Origin of the sequence: Streptomyces sp. NPDC058534 (assembly GCF_042717365.1) — a bacterium.
GTDB lineage: Bacteria > Actinomycetota > Actinomycetes > Streptomycetales > Streptomycetaceae > Streptomyces.
The window spans coordinates 1-19938 of the sequence record NZ_JBHXNW010000119.1; the positions used below are offsets into that span (position 1 = coordinate 1).

Below are 19938 nucleotides of genomic sequence, written 5' to 3' on the forward strand. Positions count from 1 at the left end.
TCCAGGGCGGACGCCTGACCGTCGAGGCGGCGCTCGCCCAGGCGGTAGGAGATGACCTGGGGAAACTCCTTCGCCACGGTGACGGTCAGCCCGCCCCGGCTCAGCTCCACCGGCGTCCCCGCCGACTCCGCGGCGGAGACGGCTCGGGACGAGGCAGCACCCGCGGGCACGGCGGCGGCCGACAGCAGGCCGGCGGTGAGGCCGAGCGCCGCCGCGACGGCGCCCGGACGCGGCACTCGTCTGCGGCCGGGTGGGCGCGGTGCGGCGGATGTCGGGATGTCCACTGGGTACTTCCTCCTCGAATCGGGCAACGGGGGGAAACGGTGGGGAACCGGCGGTAGCGGGCCGTGCTGTGTGGTGGCGACGATTGTTATCGCTGCCATGGTGCTGCTCATCCGCCTCCTGGATCTCGGCTGTGGCGGTTCGGATGTGACCGATGCGGCCGAGGTCATGTGCTGGCGGGAACTATGGCAGAGGTTGTTATCGATGCCAATAGGCCTTGCGCGGCTAGACTGCTGGGCAGGACCATCACCTGCGACCCAGCGGCACCGGCCGTGGACTCTCTGGAGAGGCGAGCGATGTCATCGGAAACACCGGGAGCCGGCAGGACGCCCGTGAGCAGCCGGACGGTCGACGACGGTGTCGCGCGGCAGCCCGGGATGACCGACGTGGCCCGGCTCGCCGGGGTCTCCGCCCAGACGGTGTCCCGTACCCTGGCCGGTCACCCCAACGTCCAGCAGGCGACCCGCGCCAAGGTGCTCGCCGCGGTCGAGGAGCTGGGCTACCGCAAGAACAACGCGGCACGGATGCTGTCGTCGGGGCGCAGCCGGACGATCGGCGTCGTGACGCTGCGGACCACCTTCTACTCCCGCGCGAACCTGCTCTTCAGCATCGAGGCCGCGGCGCGCGAGGCCGGGTACGCGGTCAGTACCGCAGCCACGGCGTCCCTGGACACCGCGGCGGTCGAGGGCGCACTGTCCCGGCTGGCGGAGCAGGACGTCGAGGGGGTCATTCTCTCGGTGCCGCTGGTGCACGTGAGCCCGCGGATCGAGCGGCTCACCCGCTCGGTGCCGACCGTCACCGTCGACGGGTCGAGGACACCGGCCACCGAGGTCGTCGCCGTCGACCAGACCCTGGCGGCCCGCCTGGCGACCCGGCACCTGATCGATCTCGGCCACGAGACCGTCTGGCACGTGTCCGGCCCCCAGGAGTGGCTCGACGCCGCCAGCCGCAGCGCCGGTTGGCGCGACACCCTGGAGGAGGCGGGACTGTCCGTGCCGCCGGTGCTGGAAGGAGACTGGACACCCGCCTCCGGGTACCGCAACGGGCTGCTCCTCGGCAAGATCCCCGACGTCACCGCGGTGTTCGTGGCCAGCGACGAGATGGCCTTCGGGGTGATCCGTGCCCTGCACGAACTCGGCCGCAGGGTGCCCCAGGACATCTCCGTCGTCGGTGTGGACGACATCGCGCTGGCCGAGTACTGCTCGCCCTCGCTGACCACGGTCGCCCAGCCGTTCACCGAGATGGGTGCCCTCGCGGTCGCCCACCTGCTGCGGCACATCGCGGATCCGGACGCGGCGCCGGAACCCGCCTCCGTCGAACCCGAGCTGATCGTTCGCACCAGCACCGGACGGGCCGACGCTCCCGACCGACGCGGCCCGTGAGCACAGCGCGCGAGCTGCCGAGCGCGGCCGGAACGGGGAGCCGTCCGTCACCGCACCGTCGCGACTACGGCGGTCTTCGAGTCCCGGGCGGACACGATGCCGGTGGCACCGGCCGCCTCGGCGCAGGCGCCGCCCTTCGGCGCCGCTTGGCCGTGCTCCTCGACTCTGCTGCCCGGTTCCCGAGTTGCTCGTCGCGCGTGCCGGATCCCGCCCGTACGGCCGACCGGCGGTCCGGGTGCCCAGGCGGCTCCTCGCCCCACCCTCGACCACACCCGGTGATGGTGCACCGGACCCGCAACCGTCCGCGTCGGGCGCGGGGCCGGATCGCCCGGCTGTCTCAGCGGCGGATGAGGCCGAGCCGGCCGGCGGTGGCGATGGCCGCGGTGCGCGAGTCGACGTCGAGCTTGGCGAAGACGCGGGCCAGGTGGGACTTGACGGTGCCCTCGGTCAAGTGCAGCCGTTCGCCGATCGCCTGGTTGGACAGGCCGTCGGCGACCAGGGAGAGGACTTCGGTCTCGCGCCGGGTCAGGGTGGTGCAGGGGGTACGCAGCCGGTTCATCAACCGGTCCGCGACGGTGGGCGCCAGAGTGGTGCGGCCCGCGGCGGCGGTGCGCACGGCCGCCGCCAGGTCCTCGGGCGGCGCGTCCTTGAGAAGGTAGCCGGTGGCACCGGCCTCGATCGCGGGCAGGGTGTCGGCGTCGGTGTCGAAGGTCGTGACGATCAGCACGCGGGGCGCGTCCGGGCGGGCGGTGATGGCGGCGGTGGCCTCGGCGCCGTTCATGCCCTTGCCGAACTGGAGGTCCATGAGAACGACGTCGACGTCTCCCCGAGCCGCACGGGCGACGGCGTCCTCGGCGGTGGCGGCCTCGGCCACCACGACGAAGCCGGCTTCGGTCTCCAGTACGGCGCGCAGCCCCGCTCGCACCACGGGGTGGTCGTCGGCCAGGACCAGTCGGACGGGGGTTTCGGTCACGGGCAGGCCTCGGCAGTGGGGTCGGGGGCGGTCTGGTCGAGGAGCAGCCGGGCGCTCACGGCGGTACCCCGGCCGGGGGCGGATTCGACGGCAAGGGCGCGGACGGGCGCGCATGGCGGCCAGCCCGAACCCGCCGGACTCGGGGTCGGCGGCGGGGAGCAGCGCCGGGTCGAATCCGTGTCCGTCGTCGACGACGTCCACGCCGACGTGGTCGCCGAGGTGACTGAGGGTGACCTCGACGGTGCCCGCGTGGGCGTGACGGACGGTGTTGGCGAGCGCGGACTGGGTGATGCGCAGCAGTGCGACCTCGTGCGCGGTCGGCAGCGGCGCGGGGTCGCCGGCGAGTGGAAACGGGCGGTGACCCGGTGGCGGGTGCTGGTGGTGGCGCACAGACGCTCCAGGGCGCCGGCCGGGGTGGTGCCCTCCAGGGTGGGCGGGGCGAGGGCGGCGGGCCTCGGCGAGGTCGTCGGCGGCTGCCTGGCGGGCCGCCTCGACGTGGCGGGCGGCGTTGTCGGGGCCGGCGGGCAGGGCGCGTTCCGCGGCGCGCAGCAGCAACTGGATGCTGGACAGGCCCTGGGCGAGCGTGTCGTGGATCTCGCGGGCCAGCCGCTCGCGTTCGGCCAGCACACCGGCGGCGTGCTGCGCGGTGGCCAGGTCCGCGCGGGTGGCGGTGAGCTCCTCGATCAGTCGGCTGCGCTGCTCGCTCTCGCGGTACAGGGCCTGGTAGCCCCACACCACGGCGACCGCCACGGCGGCACCGAGGACCGGTCCGATCGCCATGGCCGCGCCGAAGGAGTCCTGGTGCGCGGTGTAGCCGGCGACGGCCGCCACCGCCGTGGCCGCGACGGCGGCCGGCCCGGCGCGCCGCGACAGCAGGTGGAGCTGGAGGAAGTACAGCGGGAACGCCACCCACACCCCGTCGGCGGACAGAGCCAGCAGCACCAGCCAGACCGCGCCCACGGCGGTCAGCCACAGCGCGGCGGCCCGCCGTGAGCGGCTGACGCGGGGCAGGAGCGGCCCGGCCGCGTAGACCAGGCCGCACGCCGCGGCCGCCGCGACGACCCACCCGTCGTGCGGCGCGCCGCCGACCACGGCCCGGGCGGCGGTCAGGGCGAGCAGGCCGACGACCAGCAGGTGCAGACACCAGGCCAGGGCCCGGGTGGTGGGGGTGAGGGCGAGAGCGGAGGCGCGGGTGGTCACAGTGCTTCCCCAGCCTAGGGACAACCCGCCGGCGCGGCCTCCATCGAAAGTTACAAGCCGCGTGCCGCCTTTCGGCGCGGCAAGTGCTGTCCCGGGCCGGATGCCCCCGCGGGGGTGCGGCGGCGAGGGTGGAGCAGTACCGCTTCCACCACCTGAAGGGCAGTCCGCAGCCGTGTTCGTCGCCTGGAGAGACCTGAAATTCGCCAAGGGGCGCTTCGCCCTGATGGGGACCGTCATCGTGCTGATCACGCTGCTGGTCGGGCTGCTGTCCGGGCTGACCGCCGGTCTGGGACAGCAGAACATCTCCGCGATCACCGGCCTGCCCGCGGACAGGATCGCCTTCGGTGCGCCCGGCAGCGGGCAGGACCTGTCGTACTCCAACTCCACCGTCACCGAGGACCAGTGGCAGAAGTGGGCCGATGCCCCCGGCGTCGAGGGCGCCGAACCGCTCGGCATCACCACCACCAAGGCCACCGCGGGCGACACGAGCACCGGTGTGTCCGCGTTCGGCGTCCGGCCCGGCTCGCACCTGGCGCCCGACAGCGACGCGCTCGACGGCCACGCCGCGGTCCTGTCCACCGCCGCCGCCGACGAACTCGGCATCGGTGCGGGCGACACCTTCACCCTGGACGGGCAGCGGCTGACCGCCGAGGCGGTCAGCGGGGACGCCTTCTTCAGCCACACCCCCGTCGTCTGGACCAGTCTCGACGCCTGGCGGAAGGCCGCACCTCCCACCGGGAAGGACGACGGGCCCACCGCCACCGTCATCGCCCTGAACACCACCTCCGGGGCCGACGTGGCCGCCGTCGACGAAGCCGCGGGCACCAGAACGGTCTCCAAGGACGACTCGCTGTCCGCGATCGGCTCCTACACCTCCGAGAACGGCTCCCTGCAGCTGATGCGCGGCTTCCTGTTCGCCATCTCCGCCCTCGTCATCGGCGCCTTCTTCACCGTGTGGACCATCCAGCGCAGCGGTGACGTCGCCGTCCTCAAGGCTCTCGGCGCCTCCACCGCGAACCTGCTCAAGGACGCCCTCGGCCAGGCCGTGGTCCTGCTGGCCGGCGGCACCCTGATCGGCACCGGCATCGCCGCCGCCCTGGGAGCACTCGTCGCGGGCTCGGCCGTGCCCTTCCTCCTCACGCCCGCCACCGTCCTCCTCCCGGCCGCCGTGATGATTCTCCTCGGCGCCCTCGGAGCCGCCCTGTCCATCCGCCGGATCACCTCCGTCGACCCGCTGACCGCCCTGGGGAGCGCCCGATGAGCCTCAACCTGACCGACATCACCCTCACCTACCCCGACGGCGACTCCCGCCTGACCGCCCTGGACCATGTCACCCTCGACGTTCCCACGGGCACCCTCACCGCCGTGGTCGGCCCCTCCGGCTCCGGCAAGTCCAGCCTCCTCGCGGTCGCCGCCACCCTCATCACCCCCGACGCCGGGACCGTCACCCTCGACGGCACCGCCACCATCGGCCTGACCCGCGCGGAGCTCACCGATCTGCGCCGCCAGAAAATCGGCATCGTCTTCCAGCAGCCCAACCTGCTGCCTTCCCTCACCGCCGCCGAGCAGCTCCAGGTCATGGCACAAATCGACGGACGCAAGCCGCGCACCGCCCGGGGCCGGGCGATGGAACTCCTCGACGCGGTCGGCCTGGCCGGCCAGGCGGGCCGACGCCCCCACCAGCTCTCCGGCGGCCAGCGCCAGCGGGTCAACATCGCGCGTGCCCTGATGAACGACCCCACCGTCCTCCTGGTCGACGAACCCACCAGCGCCCTCGACCACGAACGCGGCGCCGGCGTCATCGACCTGATCACCCGCCTCACCCACCAGCGGGCCACCGCCACCGTCCTCGTCACCCACGACCGCACCCACCTCACCGCCGTCGACCAGGTCGCCGAGGTCCACGACGGCCGCCTTCGCCTGCCGGCCCCAACCTCCTGACGAGGGAGGGCCCGGTTTCCGCACCGTGCGGCCGTCAGATGCGCAGGGAACAGACCCGGCTGGCCGGGTCGAAGACCCGCAGCGCCCGGATCAAGGTGTGCGCCATCACCAGGTGGCCCCGTTCATTGGGGTGCAGGCCGTCCCCCAGCAGGCCGGCCGGTGGGGTGGTGCCGTAGTCGGCCGTCCACCGGGCGAAGTGGTCGACGAGGACGACGTCCTGCTCCCGCGCGACGTCACGCATGGCCCGGACGTAGTCGACGAGCGCCGAACGGCTCGGCCAGGTACCGGTGTCGACCGGGTTGGGCGTCTGCAGCAGGGGGACCGCCGGGCCGGGCAGCGCGCGGATCGCGGCGACCAGTTCGACGAGGTTGGCCCGGTAGACGGCCACGCCGATCCCCGCGGTCGCCACGTCGTTCGTGCCCAGCATCACGGAGACGACACGGGGCGAGAAGGCGGCGACGCGCTCCGTGAACCTGGCGGCCAGGTCGTTCGTGGTGCTGCCGCTGACCCCGGTGTCGAGCACGAAGTCGCTGTTCTTGGGTTTGCCCAGCTCCCAGCGGACGCGCTCCTGGAAGTGTTCGACGTAGCTGCGCCACCCGTTGGTCCACAGCGCGCCGTGGGTGATGCTGTCGCCGGTGACGACCCAGGTGGCGGGGGTGTCGGAGTTGAGGATCGCCGAGATCCTCCCGGAGTCCGCGAGGTCGACCCGCACGCTCTGTTCGGCCACCTGCCGCTCGGTCAGGGCCCGGTCGTACACGGCCACGCGTCGGATGCCGCCGGTGAAGAACCACTCGCCTCCCGGATGGTCGCTGTCGACGTTCCGGGCGACGTTCAGCGAGGTCAGACCGGACACCTGGGAGAAGAAGGCGCCTGCGGTCACGGAGTGGACGGGGCGGCCGTCGGCGTAGAAGGTCGTCCTGCCTCCGGAGACGGTGACGGCCGCGGTGTGCCACCGGCCGTCGTCGTACATCGTGCGGGTCAGATGGTTCCGCAGGAGGACGCCCTTGTCCCGGGCGGAGAACTGCAGCGCGCCCGCGCTGACGCACAACGTGATGTTGGTGGCGGTGTGGGTCGGGTCGGACGCGCTGAGCAGCGTCATCGCCTGCGTGCGGCTCGTGGTCCTGAAGGTCACCAGGACGGTTCCGGAGTCCAGGCTCCGCACGGAACCCGCCTGGGCCGACAGATCGGTGAACGTCTTCCCGTCGTACGCGGTCTCGGTGCGGTGATCGAGTACGGGTGTGGCACTGCGCGGGGTGGCGGCGGCGCGGCCCATGGCCGCGGTGGACGACAGCAGCGCGCCTGTCGCGACCAGAACTGATCGTCTGCGCAACGGGTTTCCTCTCTTCGTGGGTCCACTGGGCCCAGTGGACCCAGTGGACCGGTACGAGGCGTGGCACCGGCCGGTGGAGGCCGGTGCAACGCGTGGGGCGCCGGGACGGCGCAGGCGGTGGCGCCTACGGTGCGGCGAGCCCTCCGCGCCCGGCCGGCGTCTGGAGCACGGTGAGTTCGGCCATGCTGGTGAACGGACCGCCGTTCGTCGCGGACAGGGCGCGGAAGCGCACGTGCCGGGCGGTCGTCGGCGCGAAGGTCACCTGCTTCTCCGTCTGGTCGTCGGCGAAGGTGCCGCGGGCCACCGTGCGCCAGGTCCGACCGTCGTCGCTCACGCTGAACTCGTAGTCGCCCACCCGTCCGTTGGAGCCGCCGTCCTGCCTCGGGAGATAGCGGAATCCGGCGAGGCGGTGTCGGGCGCCGGTGTCGACGGTGATCTCGTGCGGCGGGGCGTCGGGGGCGGGGGAGTAGGCGGTGTGCCAGTGGGTGTACGGGTTGTCGTCGAGTACTCGCGTCGCGGCGCCCGACTCCTGCTCGGTCTCCTCGCTGTCCACGGACGTCACCCGCATGGCGGACTTGGGCAGGGCGGTGGGCTCACCCGGCGCCGGGCCGCCGATGGCGTCGGCGCGCGCGAAGAACTCCCACACCGTCGCGGAACGCGGGCCGCCCCAGGTGCGTTCCGCGAGGATCTGGAGCGGGCGCCGGGCGAAGAAGTCGAACCACTCGGGACTCTGCTCCTCCGCCTTGTCCGACCAGCGGGCGACCTTGTAGCCGGTGACGTTGTCCGGCGCCGGGAACGCGTAGTCCTCGTACAGGGCGCGTACGTCGACATAGCCGTAGTCGCCGATCTTGCGGCCGAAGCCGGGGGACACGTACAGGCGTTGCTCCGGTGTCGCCACGACGCGGTAGCCCTGCTCGGCGAGGGCGGAGGGGTCGTCGCTGACCCAGGTGTCGAACACGATGTTCTTGTTGGGCGCGATGCTGCTCTTCTGCCCGTAGACGTTCCACCATTCCCACGCCTCGGTCGTCTTTCCGTGGCCGCGGACCTGGCGATTGAGGGTGTTGAGGAAGTCCACGAACACGTCGCCCGGGTAGGCGAAGCCACGTTCCTTCTGGTAGGCGACCAGTTCGGGGCAGGCGTACTTGGCGGGGTCGTAGCCGATCTCGTCGCCGCCGACGTGGAAGTACTCGCTGTCGAACATGGGGATGATCTCGTCGAGCAGCTCGCGGACGAAGTCGCGCGTGTGCTCCTTGGTAATGTCCAGGGTCCAGCCGCCCTGTTCACCGCCCGGCCACTGCGCCTTGTCCATCGACTCGCAGGAGAACCGCAGCGAGGGGTCGTAGGCGGTGATCGGAGTGGCGTGTCCCGGCAGGTCGACCTCCGGGATGATCTCCACGTGGTAACGGCGCGCGTAGTCCTGCAGTTCGCGCAGGTCGGCCGCCGAGTACGACTCCTCGGCGGCGAGACCCGGGAACTTCTCCGTCTGGATGCGGAAGCCCCGCCAGTCGGTCAGGTGCAGGTGGAAGGTGTTGAGTTTCTGCCACGCCATCAGCCGTATCTGCGACTTGAGGTAGCTCACCGGGAAGAACTTGCGTCCCACGTCGAGCATCTGGGCGCGCTGCCCCATCCGCGGCCAGTCGCGGGCCGTGCCCCGGGGGACACGGGAACGGTCGGCGTCGGCCTTGAGGATCTGCTGCACGGTCTGCGAGCCGTAGAAGACGCCGGTCGCTGTGGGGGCCTCGATGGTCAGGGCGGACGCGGACGTCAGACGGTAGCCCTCCGGGCCGAGTGCCCGGTCCGTCGTGCGCGTGGTGAGGAGCACGTCGCCGCGACGCGCGACGCCTTCGGCCACCGGGACGGTACGGCCCGACAGGGCGGACAGGTCGGTGGCGAACGTCTCTGCGGTGGAGGTGAGTTCGTCGGCCTGTGCGCGGGGGACGACGACGCGGCTGTGCCGGGTCAGCCGCCAGTCGCCCCGGCCGCCCCGCCACTCCTGGAGGCTGGGGACCACGGCGGGAGCGGGGTTGGCCGCCTTCGGCCGTGGGGCGGCCGCCGTGGCCGGGGACGGTGCCACGAGCGGCAGGAGCAGGGCCCCGACGGCGAGCGCGGCCACGGCGAACGGCGTACGGCGCGGCCGCCGCACGGTGCGCGCCCGGCCCCTCATCGCAGGTCCACGCGGTCGCCGGTGACCGTGGAGGTGGTCCGGACGCCGTCGGGGGCGAGACCGGTCACGGTGAGTTCGGGGACGAAGGAACCCCGCGCGACGTCGGCTTCGGTGACCGTGACCTTGGCAGTGCGGCAGACGTAGGACTGCCCGGCGGCCAGACTGGAGTAGTGGCAGGTGGGCAGATTGCCCATGTTGCCGGTGACCGTGACGTCGGTGAGCGTGGTGTTCCCGGTGTTCGTCACCCGGGTCCAGTACGTCATCACGTCACCGGTGACGCCAGGATCGCCGGCCGCGTCGTAGTGGTCGAGTACCGGCAGCGCGGTCAGCGAGGGCCGGGCGGGGGCCGACGGGTCGGCCGTGACGTCGAGCGACGCCGTGCCGTAGGACCGGTCGCCCGCCGTGCGGTAGACGGCCGTCACCGGGACGCGGCCGGTCGCGGTGACGGGCGCCGTCACGCGTACCGTCACCTCGGCACTGCCACCGGGGGCGATGCGCGGCACGGCGGCCCTGCCGTCGGTGGTCCAGCCCGCCGGGAGGTCGAGGTCCAGGGTGCCTCGCGCGGTGGTCCGCCGCGTCTGGTTGGTGACGGAGACGGTCAGGTCGGCGCTGTCGCCGGCGGCCAGCCGGTCCGGGACCCGGACCGTGACGGGGGCGCAGACACCGCCGAGCCAGCCGCGGTCGAAGCCCGCGTAGGTGATGGTGCGGTATCCAGCCCGTTCGTAGAGCATGCCGACACGGCCGCGGGAGAGCGGCGTGAGGGTGGAGTATCCGGCGGCGCCGGGTTCCAGGACGCGTCTGACCGGCCATGTCCTGCCGTCGTCGCAGGACATCTTCACGGTGAGGTTGCGCCGGATGCCGTTGTCCTCGGTGTTGCTGAAGAGCAGCATCTTCGACCGGGGGTCGGAGGCGGGCGCGTCGGGCGCGTAGCGCGTGATGGCGCCGTTGTTGCCCGGGTCGGTGAGGTGGGTGTCCTGGCGGAACTCTCCGTAGGTGACCCCGCCGTCGTGGGAGAGAGCGACCCTGCGGTAGGGCGCCGAACGGGAGTTGAGCATGACCGTGCCGTCGGAGAGCTCGACCGTCTTGTTCTCGTCGGCGCCGGGTCCGACGAGCTCGCCCATGCGCCAGGTCTCGCCGTGGTCGTCGCTGTAGGCGCTTGCCGCGTAGTTGCCGCCATTGTGGCGGACCACGTACTGCTGGATCAGCCGCCCGGCGTACGCGCCGTGCCGCAGTTGGATGCCCTCGCCGGAGGAGGCGAACATGCCGCCCCAGCCCGGGGTCTTGATCTGCGAGGTGATCCGGCGGTGCTTCCAGGTGCGGCCGTCGTCGTCGGAGTAGCTGTAGTCCGTCTGGAGCACGTTGGGGTCGTCGTGGTCGGTGCCCGGCCCCGAACCGGCGAAGCCCTGGTTCACCGAGGCCGCGTAGAAGAGGAAGATCCGGCCGGTCTGCCGGTCCACGAGCAGGCTCGGGTCCCCGTAGCCCTTGGGGGCGGCGTCCTGACGGACCGTCTGCTGCGGCTGCCAGGTGCGGCCGCCGTCCGTGCTCCGTCGGATCACGATCGCGATGTTGCTGGGCACGTCGGCCATGCCCGGCCGTCCGTCGTAGGCGGCGATGAGCGTGCCGTCGACGGTCGTGGTGAGGGCGGGTATGCGGTACTGGGGGAACCCGCCCTTGCCCCGTTCAGCGAGATCCTGCTGCACCAGACGGCTGCCGTGGCCGCTGTGACCGCCGTGGTCGGCGGCGTGCGCGGGGACGGTGGTCAGCCCGGCCGCCAGCAGGGCCGTGGTGAGCAGTGCGGTGGATCGGCGTGGCATCAGTGCGATCACTCCCTTTGCAGGCGTCGCGGCGCGAGACGTGCACGCGGGCCGTGCCCGAGTTGTGCCCGAGGCGGGCCGCGATACCTGACATCAGACGTCGTATGTAAACGCGGGAGGAAACCTATTGAGGTGTAGACCACTCGTCAAGGTGTTGCGGACGGATCCGCCAACTCGGCCCGCACGGTCTTGCCGCCCGGTGGCTGGGGGAGCGTCTCCCAGCAGTCGGCGAGCGCCTCGACGAGCGTGAGGCCGCGACCTCCCGTGCCCAGCGGCGCGTTGCGCACCGCGTGTGCGGGAGAGGCCGGCGGCCACTTGTCCCCGCGCGCGTCGGTGACGTCGATGCGGAGGCGGCCGCGCGGGGCGTCGAACACGAGGGTCAGGCGGAAGTCGCGGCCCGGCAGGTGGCCGTGGAGCACGGCGTTCGCCGCCAGTTCCGCGACGACCGTCTCGGCATGCTCCACCAGGCCCTGTGGAGCGGGAGAGCAGCTGCGTGAAGGTGAGGTGGGGTGCGGTGAGTTGGGGAGCGGGTTGGTTCATGGGGTCAGCGTGGCGTGCGGCTACGGCCTGCCGCGAGGGCGGCGCTCCGTACGCGGAGTCAGCGTACGGGCACGAAGAGTGGACGGTACACAGGTCCGGCCGTCACGCTGGGCGGTGATCGTGCTGGTGCCGACAGGGCTGGAGAAAGGGGCGGCGGATGGACATGGTCGAAGTCGAGGGGGAGGCCGGACCTGAAGGGGCGGCCGGATCGGTAGGGAAGGCGGTGGAGAGCGCCGGTGCGCGGGCGGTTCCGGCGGGGGAGTGGGAGCGGGAGCCCCATCCGTCGGACAGTCTGCGGACGTTCGGCGCCGTGGTCCAGGCACTGCGCGAGCACGCGGGTCTCAGCCGGGTCGACCTCGGCACCCGGGTCCGGTACTCCAAACACACCGTGGAGTCGGTGGAGCTGGGGCGCCGGATGCCGGACCAGGCGTTCGTGGAGCGGGCCGAGGAGGCTCTGGGCAACACCGGAGCGCTGCGCAGGGCCGCGCGGCATCTGACGCGGGGTGAGGCGGGATTCGCGGCGTGGTTCCGGCGGTGGGCACGGCTGGAGCGGGAGGCGGTGAGCCTGAGTACGTACGAGTGCAGGCTGGTGCCGGGGCTGTTGCAGTCGGAGGCGTACGCGCGGGCGGTGTTCGACAACAGCATCCCGTTGCTGACCGACGAGCAGGCGGAAGAGCGGGTCACCGCCCGAATGGAGCGGCAGACCATAATGCGGGAGCGGCCGACCGTGCCCTTCGGCTTCATCGTCGAGGAGTCCGTCCTCCGGCGCGGGCTGGGCGGCGCGCGGGTGCAGGCGACCATGCTGGACCACGTGCTCGAACTCACGGCGCCGCGCAATGTGACGCTGCAAGTGGTGCCGCTGGAGCTGGAGTTCCATGGGTGCCTGGACGGGCCCGTTCAGTTGGTGGAGACCTTGGAGGGACGGCGGCTCGGCTACTCCGAGGGGCAGCAGAACGGACGGTTGATCTCCGACGCGAAAGAGGTGAGCCTGCTCTGCCGACGCTATGACACACTGCGCTCGCAGGCCCTGAACCCCAGAGAATCCAGGGACCTGCTGGAGCGACTGCGAGGAGAGCTATGAGCAGCGGCAGCGGTACGTCGGAACTCGCCTGGTTCAAGTCCAGCTACAGCGGCACCCAGGGCGACAGCTGTGTGGAGATCGCGTTCGCCGAACAGGCCGTCCGCGTAAGGGACTCCAAGGACGTCACCCGTCCGGACTTCGCGATCGGCCGGGCGAGCTGGGCGCGGTTCGTGCGGTTCTCGTCGGGGCGCCGCGCGGACTGAGGCGAGGTCACGGTGGCGCCGTCCACCGTGACCGGCCCGTCCGGCCGGTTGGTCGTACGAACTGACTCCGCCGGACGAGCTCCGGCCCGGCGCCTCCAAGACGGTGAAGGCCACCCTCACCGTCGAGGTGCCGAAGACCGAAGCGGAGCTCACGCCGGGCCGCATCCTCGTCACCGGCGGCACGCTCACGAACCCGCAGGCGGACGGCTACCAGGTCGGCGACAAGCCGGCCTTCACCTACACCGTCACCAACCTCTCGGACGCGACCACCACGGTCGTGCCGAGCGGGAACCTGGAGGACTTCGACCCGACGACCGACAGCCGCAACTGCCGCTACCGCGGCCTGGCCCCGCGAACGCCTCGTACACCTGCGCGCTCCGGCGAGCGCATCGACCTCGGCTGAGCTGCCGCGCGGGGCGCATATCGCTGCGCACGACGCTACGCGCCCCATGCCAGGTCACCCGGATCACGCGCGAGGGCGGCGCTGCCCGGCATCACTGCCCGGCAGCGCCGCCGTCGGGAGGTGCGGTCAGCGGCGGCGCTGGCCGCCGAGCTCACCGGTCATGTCGACCGGCTGCTCCGTCGGCACCGAACCGTAGAGGGAGATACGGGCCAGGTGGACGACGCCGCGGGACTTGGGGAAGGACACGCGGAACTCCTTGGCCGTGACCGGCTGATCGAGCGGGAAGATGCGCTGATAGCCCACCGTTCCGCCTCGGAGCACGGGCTGCCATGCGTCGCCGACCTTGGCTTCGACCGTGACGGATTGGGCCTGCATGCCTCCGCGCCCGATGTCCTCGCCGAGCGCGATCCGGTCCACCCGCTGCGGCTCGTCCAGGACGACCGAGGCGTGCTGCCTGGGAGAACGCATGCGCCAGCTCGTGTCGTCGTATCCGTCGGTGAGCAGCGTCATCTCCTCGCCGTCGCCGAAGGCGGGCGCGTCGAGGGCAAGGTCGCGCGGCATGTCGTGCCACAGCTTGGTGCGCCACTGCGACAGCCGGGACACATCACGCTGGTCGATCAGACCCTCCTTGTTGGGCGGGATGTTGAGCAGCAGAACCGAGTTCCGCCCCGCGGACTCGTAGTAGATCTTGTTCAGTTGGTCGACCGACTTCGGCTGCTGTTCGTCGTGCCAGAACCAGCCCGCGTGGATCGACACATCCACTTCTGCCGGGTACCACGTCAGCCGGGTCTCCTTCGCTTCGGCCGCGGCTCGCACCAGCGCAGCGTCGGAGCCGAGGTCGGGCTCCCTGCTGTTGGGGTACGTCCCGGGCTCTCCCCTCTCACTGTCCCTGACGGGGACCACGCTCCACTCGTCGGGCCGGGCGAGTCCGCTCTCGTTGCCGACCCACCGGACATCGGGCCCGCTGACCGCGATGACCGCCTGCGGTGCCAGTTTGCGGACGAGGTCGTAGTACGCCCTGAAGTCGTAGCTTTCCGGCTTGCTCGTCCGGCCCTGGGCTCCGTCGAACCACACCTCGCTGATCGGACCGTATTCGGTCAGCACCTCGTAGAGCTGGTTGAGGAAGTAGCTGCCGTACTCGGTGGCCTTGTAGGAGAACGCGGGCGGGTTCTTGCCGGCCCGGTCGTCGTCCTTGAGGAGCGTGGGAATGGTGCGCTCCACTTTCGGGCTGCCGTTGCCGAAGACGCCCTTGCGCTCCTGGTTCTCGTCGGCCGGTGACAGGTAGACGCCGACGCCGATGCCGTGCTTGCGCATGGAGTCCGCGAACATGCGCAGCACGTCGCCCCGGCCGCCGAGCCAGGCGCTCGACGCCACGTCGTGGTCGGTGTAGCGCGAGGGGTAGAGCACGAAGCCGTCATGGTGCTTGACGGTGAGGACCGCGATGGTGAAGCCGTTGTCCTTCAACGTCCTGGCCCACTGGTCGGTGTCCAGCTTCGTGGGATTGAACACGTCGGGGTCCTCGTTGCCGTAACCCCACTCCTGGCCGGTGAACGTGTTGACGCCGAAATGCAGGAACGCCGTCTGCTGGGCGCGCTGCCAGTCCACCTGCCGCTGCGTGGGCCGGATCGCGGAAGCTTTTGCTCGCAGCGAGCTCAGGCATTCCCCGGAGGTCACGGCGATCGCATGGGCGGGGGCCAGTCGGCGCGCCATGCAGGGGACGGCCGTCAGTGATGCCTCCGAATCCGCCCCGTCCAGCTCCAACGACGCGCCGTACAGCGTGCCTCGCAATCCGTCGAAGTACCGGACGTCCGAGCGGGTGGTGGTCACCGATGTGACGGCGACCCCGGGGCCGAGCGGGTTGCCCGCGGCGAGCACCTGCACGGTGCCGCTTCCCTTGTCGTCGAGGTCCGTGGCCAGGCCGAGGTGCCAGTAGTCGACGCCGTCCTTGGACTGAGGTGCCGGGAGGGTCAGGGTCTTCTCGACCGCGTCGCCGGCTCGCAACGTCACCTGCCGCTTGCCGCCGACATCCAGGGTCACCGCGCCGCCGAGGTCGATGAGCGTGCCTGGATGGCGGAGCACGCCCGGGTCGACCACGACCTCCGCGCGCAGCCGGCCCGCCAGGTGCGGAGTGGGCAGCTGCTGCGAACTCCACGTAAGGGACGAGCCGGCTCCGGGGGCCCGGGCGCTGCCGGGCCGACGCTGCGTCAGGCCGTCCGTGCTCACCCGGCCGACGACCGTCTCGCCCAGCTCGGGGGTGTAGGCGCCGTCGGTGACCGGGGCCTGGAAGGACATGAGCAGGGCTGTGCCGGATGCCTTGGCACGTTGGTACTTCACATCATCCCGCGGGTTGAACTCGCCGGTGAGCACGGAAAGCCGCGCCTTGCTCACCGAGCCGGCGATGCCGCGCCCGCGGGCGCCCGCGTGGACCTCGTTCCCGATGCCCAGGACGTCCGCGCCCGCGATGCCGGCCGCAAGACTGCCGTCGGCCGTGACCTTCGGAAGTTCGGCCCCGTCGAGGAACGCTCGCAGGGAGGACGAGCCGCCCTGTACCTCGTAGGCCAGCGACAGTGCATGGGACGTGCCGCCCTCGGGCGCGGGGACGGACTGGGAGTGTTCCTGCCAGCCGCCGCCTGTGCGCGACGAGTACCCGTAACGAAGCCTGCCGTCCTGGTAGCGGGCCCACAGGTTGCCGCCCACCGAGAGGACCGTCGCGAGTGAACCCTGGCCTGCGTCCGGAGTGAAAACGGTCTCGGTGACGAACGACTTGCTCAGGGTGGTCCCGCCCACGAGATTCTCCGACCGGGACGAGAACACGGCGCCGGTGGTCCCGCCGGTGAGTACAAGGCCCTTCTCGACGTCGAGTCTCTCGGTACCCGCGAGGCGTCTGAGGGTGCCCTGCATCGTTTCGCCGGTGGCGGCGGTGTAGTTGTTGCCGGAGGAAAAGGAGCCGCCGAAGCCGATGTCGGCGGCGTCGACTCCGGCGGCGCTGACGGGGGTGACTGCCAGCATCGGGGCCAGCAGGCCAGTCATCACGGCGGTGGCGGCGAGACGTGGGGCCCGTCTCCAGGGGGACATCAAGCGGGCAAGATGTCGGCGGATCCTCACAGAAACCTCCTCGTTGCTCGCGGGCTGCCCGCAGTAGATGTCGTTCTTTCCGGGGCAGTTACATCGGATGTCTGTTGCGGCGTCAGAGTAAGAGAGTGTGAGTGGGCCGTCAATGAGTGGGAAGCGACGGGCCGTGACCGTAAGACATCCGATCATTGCGCCGCGACCCTGCCAACAACGGCAGGTGAGGCGGCCCCGGAGGGACCGCCCCAGTAGAGCTTGCTGCGACGCGACTCGGACGGGCCGTCTCAGGACACGGGGACTCCGTAGACGCCCATCTCGTGGATCGAGTAGCCCCAGGTCGTCTTCCTCTTGACGCCCTGCACACGGACGTATTGCACCGCCTCGCCGGCGGTGAACCGGACGACGTCATTGCCGCAGCTGTCCGGGCGCTGTGTGGACACCGTCTTCCAGTTCACACCGTCCTGGGAGGTCTGGACGGTGTACTCCGTCGCGCAGGCGTTCTCCCACGCGAGGGTCACCGCGGCGACCCTCGCCGGCGCGGCGAGCCTGACCTGCACCCACTCGTTGTCGGAGTACCCGGAGGCCCAGCGGGTGCCCGTCAGTCCGTCGTTGACGTACCGCGGGGCCAGCCGGTCGAGGTTCTGTTCCACGCTGGACGCGGACGCCGTCCCCTTCAGGGCCAGGTTCTCCCCGCCTCCCGCGGCGTCCCACAACTGGAGCCGGACGTCGGCCTGTACGAGGAAGGCGTCGAGCACTCCATCACCGACCTTGGGCTGGACCTTGCCCCAGGAGTTGCGCGGGGGATCGACTCGGACGGCGCGGGCCCGCTGTTGCAGGTCGTTCGATTCGGCCAGCAGCCGGTCCGACGTCTCCTTGTGCCCCGCCTGTCGCGCCGCGAGCGCATCGAGCATCGTCACCGCGGCCTTGCCCCACAGCTCGGTGGCGTCCAGCCAGGGGGCCGCGTCCACGGTGAAACCCTTCTCCACGGCTCCGCCGCGGATGGTGGCCGGGGCCCGTTCGACGGCCTTGGCGTAGGCGCGCAGGGCCTTGACGGCCTCGGTGCGGTTTCCCTCGTCCCATGCTGTCCAGAACTGCTCCACGCGTCGGGCGAGTTCGGGTGCCTGGGGCTGCCAGGGCGTGGCGCCGAAGGTCGGGGCCATGTGTTCGAGGTCGCCGAAGACGAGCAGGGCGTCGGTGGCCTTGCGGTCGCCGCCCGCGAGGTAGGCCATGGCGCGGTGCCAGTTCGCCTTCGCGTCGTACGCCCGGTCGTTCCAGGTGAAGTCCGCGACGCCGAAGACGGCGACCTTGCTGGCGTACGGCTGGTTCATGGGGTTGGCCACGATGCCGGAGAGGTGCGCGGACAGGCCGGCCTCACGCTTGTCGTAGGGAGCGAGCAGCAGCCGTCCGCTCGTGTTGCCGAAGTCGTTGACCGGGTAGTTGTCCCAGACGAAGACCTTGCGGCCGAAGAGCGCCGACGCTTTGTCGGCCTCTTCCTTGGTGATCTTCGGCGGCACGACGGCCGTGCCGGTCCACATCACCTCGACCGCCGGGTCCAGGGTGCCCCGCAGGGTCTGCTTGTAGGCCGTGTCGGTGAGGTCGCCGTACTCGGTGGGCACCATCTGCAACGGCTGGGAACCCTCGTGGGTGGCGATGAAGGTGCGCTGCACGTCGTTGAGCAGATCGACCTGTGCCTTGGCGGCCGCTCCACGGCCGGGCTCGCCGAACGCCGTCTTGTCGCTCTCGCAGTTCCAGCGGGTGTAACTGATGTCGTCGAGCGGGATGGAGAAGGCGCGGGTCCCCAGGTCGTACAGTGCCTGGAGCTTGGCCTTGAGCGCCTTGCGGTCGGCGGGATCGGAGTAGCAGATCGACTCGCCGGGGGAGACGGCGAAGGTGAAACGCACGTGGTTCGCCGTGGCCCGCCTCACCAGTTCGCCCAGCTCCGCCAGCTTGTCCGTGGGGTAGGGCTCGCGCCACTTGCCCCGGTGGTAGGGGTCGTCCTTGGGCGCGTAGATGTAGGTGTTGGCCCTGACGTCTCCGTAGAAGTCCATCTGGTCGAGACGTTCGGCGTGCGTCCACGGCTGCCCGTAGAAGCCCTCGATGGTGCCCCGCAGCGGCATCGAGGGGAAGTCACTGACCTGTACGCCCGCCACCCTCCAGCCGTCGTCGCCGGCCCGGACGAACAGCTGGCGCAGGGTCTGCACCGCGTAGAACTGGCCGGCGGCGTCCTTGCCTCCGAGGACGACCTGCGCATTCCGCTTGGATCCCGAGACGCGCAGCGCATAGCCCTCGGCGTGGTCCGGCACCTGTGTGTCCCCGAGTGCCGCCGCGATGTCGGGGCGTGTGGCGGGGCCGATCCGCACGGTGAGCAGTCCGGCCGCGGCCCTGGGAACCCCTCCGGGGTCGACGACGTCCACCCGGTCGGCACCGTGCGCCCTCAACTCCCGGACGAGGCGGGCACGGGCACTGGCGTCCGTTCCCTCGTCGGCCACGACGAGCACTCGGCCGGTCACGACGGCATCGCGACCCGCGCGGGCGAGGGACTGGGGGTTCGGTGAGACCGGCGGCAGTGCGGACGCCGCGCGGGTCACGGCGTCCGTCGCGGTGGCGGCGGCGGGCGGCAGGCTCCCGAACGCCATAGTGGTTGCCATTGCGAAACATGCGCCGGCGGTAGCGAGAGTAAGGGTGCGTCTGTTCATGAGACCTCCGTGTCAGGTCCGTACCAACGATTTCCTTGCCGACTGACGATGATGGGCCACGCGTCCAGAAGACGTAAGACATCTGGGGTCTAGACCTCTTCGCGGCTCGCCTTTACTCTGGCCAACGCGATCACGCTCGGGTCGAAGCCGTGATGTGCCCACTTGCGGCATGGCTCCCCGCAACTGAAACGTCCGAATGGAACGTGCCTTGACGGAACGTCAACGGAGGTGCCCATGAATCACGCATCGAGCTCTTCCAGAGCTCGGGAGCGAATTTCCTCACCGCGTGCCAAACCGGTCGCACGACCGTTGGCGGCGGCCGGCCTCGCGCTGGCGCTCATGGCCCTCGTACCGGTGAGTGGCGCCGCGGCCGTACAGGAGCGGCCATCGGCCCCGGCAGCAGCGGCCCCCGCCGCCGGGACGATCAAGTTCCCCGGCAACGACGGACAGGCGCACCGGATCACCTGGGACGACAAGTCCCTCAAGATCGACGGCGAGCGGCTGACCGTATGGTCCGGTGAGTTCCACTACTGGCGGCTGCCGAGCCCCGACCAGTGGCGGGACGTGCTGCAGAAGTTGAAGGCCTCCGGCTTCAACGCGGTGTCGCTGTACTTCTTCTGGGGCTACCACTCGAGCAAGCCCGGGTCCTACGACTTCTCCGGCATCCGCGACATCGACCGGCTCCTCACCATGGCGGAGGAGGAGGGTCTTTACGTCATCGCCCGCCCCGGCCCGTACATCAACGCCGAGGCCAGTATGGGCGGCCTGCCGGCGTACATGACCACCCATGGCGGTGAGGAGCGCACGGCGGACCCGCAGAACCTCGCGGCCGACCTGGAGTGGCTGGGGGCCGTCAACCG

At 71.1% G+C, this 19938-nt stretch carries 13 protein-coding genes and 3 pseudogenes; 7 read left to right on the plus strand and 9 right to left on the minus strand.

Annotation, left to right across the window (positions count from 1 at the left end; translation table 11 throughout):
* A pseudogene (locus ACFWR9_RS40290) lies at nucleotides 1-284 on the minus strand (hypothetical protein); the annotation flags it as partial.
* Between the two features lie 294 nt (nucleotides 285-578).
* Between ACFWR9_RS40290 and ACFWR9_RS40295 the strand changes: the two are divergent.
* The gene (locus tag ACFWR9_RS40295) at nucleotides 579-1664 is read left to right on the plus strand and encodes a LacI family DNA-binding transcriptional regulator (protein WP_383851939.1); all 1086 of its coding nucleotides are present in this window, start codon (nucleotides 579-581) and stop codon (nucleotides 1662-1664) included.
* Between the two features lie 337 nt (nucleotides 1665-2001).
* Here ACFWR9_RS40295 and ACFWR9_RS40300 read toward each other — a convergent pair whose 3' ends face one another.
* Together ACFWR9_RS40300 and ACFWR9_RS40305 are read right to left on the minus strand one after the other, a co-directional pair.
* Entirely contained in the window at nucleotides 2002-2637 is a 636-nt protein-coding gene (locus ACFWR9_RS40300) for a response regulator (protein WP_383851942.1), read from the minus strand.
* Nucleotides 2634-3837 (minus strand): annotated as a pseudogene (locus ACFWR9_RS40305) (histidine kinase). Before ACFWR9_RS40305 ends, ACFWR9_RS40300 begins: the two are co-directional and overlap by 4 nt.
* A gap of 172 nt (nucleotides 3838-4009) precedes the next feature.
* Between ACFWR9_RS40305 and ACFWR9_RS40310 the strand changes: the two are divergent.
* On the plus strand, nucleotides 4010-5098 hold the full coding sequence (locus ACFWR9_RS40310; protein ID WP_383851945.1) for an ABC transporter permease: 1089 nt from the start codon (nucleotides 4010-4012) through the stop codon (nucleotides 5096-5098).
* Nucleotides 5095-5778, plus strand: coding sequence for an ABC transporter ATP-binding protein (locus ACFWR9_RS40315; RefSeq protein ID WP_383851947.1), 684 nt, complete (start codon nucleotides 5095-5097; stop codon nucleotides 5776-5778). Before ACFWR9_RS40310 ends, ACFWR9_RS40315 begins: the two co-directional genes overlap by 4 nt.
* Nucleotides 5779-5812: 34 nt before the next feature.
* Here the strand turns inward: ACFWR9_RS40315 and ACFWR9_RS40320 are convergent, their stop codons facing one another.
* The 4 genes and pseudogenes from ACFWR9_RS40320 to ACFWR9_RS40335 form a co-directional block, all read right to left on the minus strand.
* Nucleotides 5813-7108, minus strand: a complete 1296-nt coding sequence (locus tag ACFWR9_RS40320; protein ID WP_383851950.1) for a GDSL-type esterase/lipase family protein — start codon at nucleotides 7106-7108, stop codon at nucleotides 5813-5815.
* 124 nt (nucleotides 7109-7232) lie between these two features.
* Entirely contained in the window at nucleotides 7233-9272 is a 2040-nt protein-coding gene (locus ACFWR9_RS40325; RefSeq protein ID WP_383851953.1) for a family 20 glycosylhydrolase, read from the minus strand.
* Between the two features lie 359 nt (nucleotides 9273-9631).
* Nucleotides 9632-11086 (minus strand): annotated as a pseudogene (locus tag ACFWR9_RS40330) (exo-alpha-sialidase); the annotation flags it as partial.
* Nucleotides 11087-11232: 146 nt separating this feature from the next.
* The gene (locus ACFWR9_RS40335; RefSeq protein WP_383851955.1) at nucleotides 11233-11550 is read right to left on the minus strand and encodes an ATP-binding protein; all 318 of its coding nucleotides are present in this window, start codon (nucleotides 11548-11550) and stop codon (nucleotides 11233-11235) included.
* Between the two features lie 233 nt (nucleotides 11551-11783).
* Between ACFWR9_RS40335 and ACFWR9_RS40340 the strand changes: the two genes are divergently transcribed.
* The 3 genes from ACFWR9_RS40340 to ACFWR9_RS40350 all read left to right on the plus strand — a co-directional run bounded on the left by ACFWR9_RS40340 (nucleotide 11784) and on the right by ACFWR9_RS40350 (nucleotide 13313).
* Complete coding sequence (locus tag ACFWR9_RS40340; protein ID WP_383851958.1) at nucleotides 11784-12707, plus strand: helix-turn-helix domain-containing protein; 924 nt, start codon at nucleotides 11784-11786, stop codon at nucleotides 12705-12707.
* Complete coding sequence (locus tag ACFWR9_RS40345; protein ID WP_383851961.1) at nucleotides 12704-12910, plus strand: DUF397 domain-containing protein; 207 nt, start codon at nucleotides 12704-12706, stop codon at nucleotides 12908-12910. The genes ACFWR9_RS40340 and ACFWR9_RS40345 overlap by 4 nt, the downstream gene beginning before the upstream one ends.
* A 103-nt stretch (nucleotides 12911-13013) precedes the next feature.
* Entirely contained in the window at nucleotides 13014-13313 is a 300-nt protein-coding gene (locus ACFWR9_RS40350) for a hypothetical protein (protein ID WP_383851963.1), read from the plus strand.
* A gap of 126 nt (nucleotides 13314-13439) precedes the next feature.
* Here the strand turns inward: ACFWR9_RS40350 and ACFWR9_RS40355 are convergent, their stop codons facing one another.
* Nucleotides 13440-16322 carry an alpha-L-fucosidase gene (locus ACFWR9_RS40355; RefSeq protein WP_383851965.1) on the minus strand — a complete coding sequence of 961 codons (2883 nt, stop codon included), beginning with the start codon at nucleotides 16320-16322 and terminating at the stop codon, nucleotides 13440-13442.
* 344 nt (nucleotides 16323-16666) lie between these two features.
* Nucleotides 16667-19018, minus strand: coding sequence for a beta-N-acetylglucosaminidase domain-containing protein (locus ACFWR9_RS40360; protein WP_383851968.1), 2352 nt, complete (start codon nucleotides 19016-19018; stop codon nucleotides 16667-16669).
* A 399-nt stretch (nucleotides 19019-19417) separates the two neighbouring features.
* On the opposite strand from ACFWR9_RS40360, the gene ACFWR9_RS40365 reads away from it, so the two are divergent.
* On the plus strand, nucleotides 19418-19938 hold a 521-nt coding region (locus tag ACFWR9_RS40365), incomplete at its 3' end, for a beta-galactosidase (protein ID WP_383851970.1).

What these genes read in the sequence shown, in the direction of transcription:
- ACFWR9_RS40315 (WP_383851947.1), top strand. Translation starts at nt 5,095, where the DNA reads ATGAGCCTCAACCTGACCGACATCACCCTCACCTACCCCGACGGCGAC.
- ACFWR9_RS40355 (WP_383851965.1), bottom strand. Translation starts at nt 16,322, where the DNA reads ATGCTGGCAGTCACCCCCGTCAGCGCCGCCGGAGTCGACGCCGCCGAC.
- ACFWR9_RS40345 (WP_383851961.1), top strand. Translation starts at nt 12,704, where the DNA reads ATGAGCAGCGGCAGCGGTACGTCGGAACTCGCCTGGTTCAAGTCCAGC.
- ACFWR9_RS40340 (WP_383851958.1), top strand. Translation starts at nt 11,784, where the DNA reads ATGGACATGGTCGAAGTCGAGGGGGAGGCCGGACCTGAAGGGGCGGCC.
- ACFWR9_RS40360 (WP_383851968.1), bottom strand. Translation starts at nt 19,018, where the DNA reads ATGGCGTTCGGGAGCCTGCCGCCCGCCGCCGCCACCGCGACGGACGCC.
- ACFWR9_RS40295 (WP_383851939.1), top strand. Translation starts at nt 579, where the DNA reads ATGTCATCGGAAACACCGGGAGCCGGCAGGACGCCCGTGAGCAGCCGG.
- ACFWR9_RS40325 (WP_383851953.1), bottom strand. Translation starts at nt 9,272, where the DNA reads ATGAGGGGCCGGGCGCGCACCGTGCGGCGGCCGCGCCGTACGCCGTTC.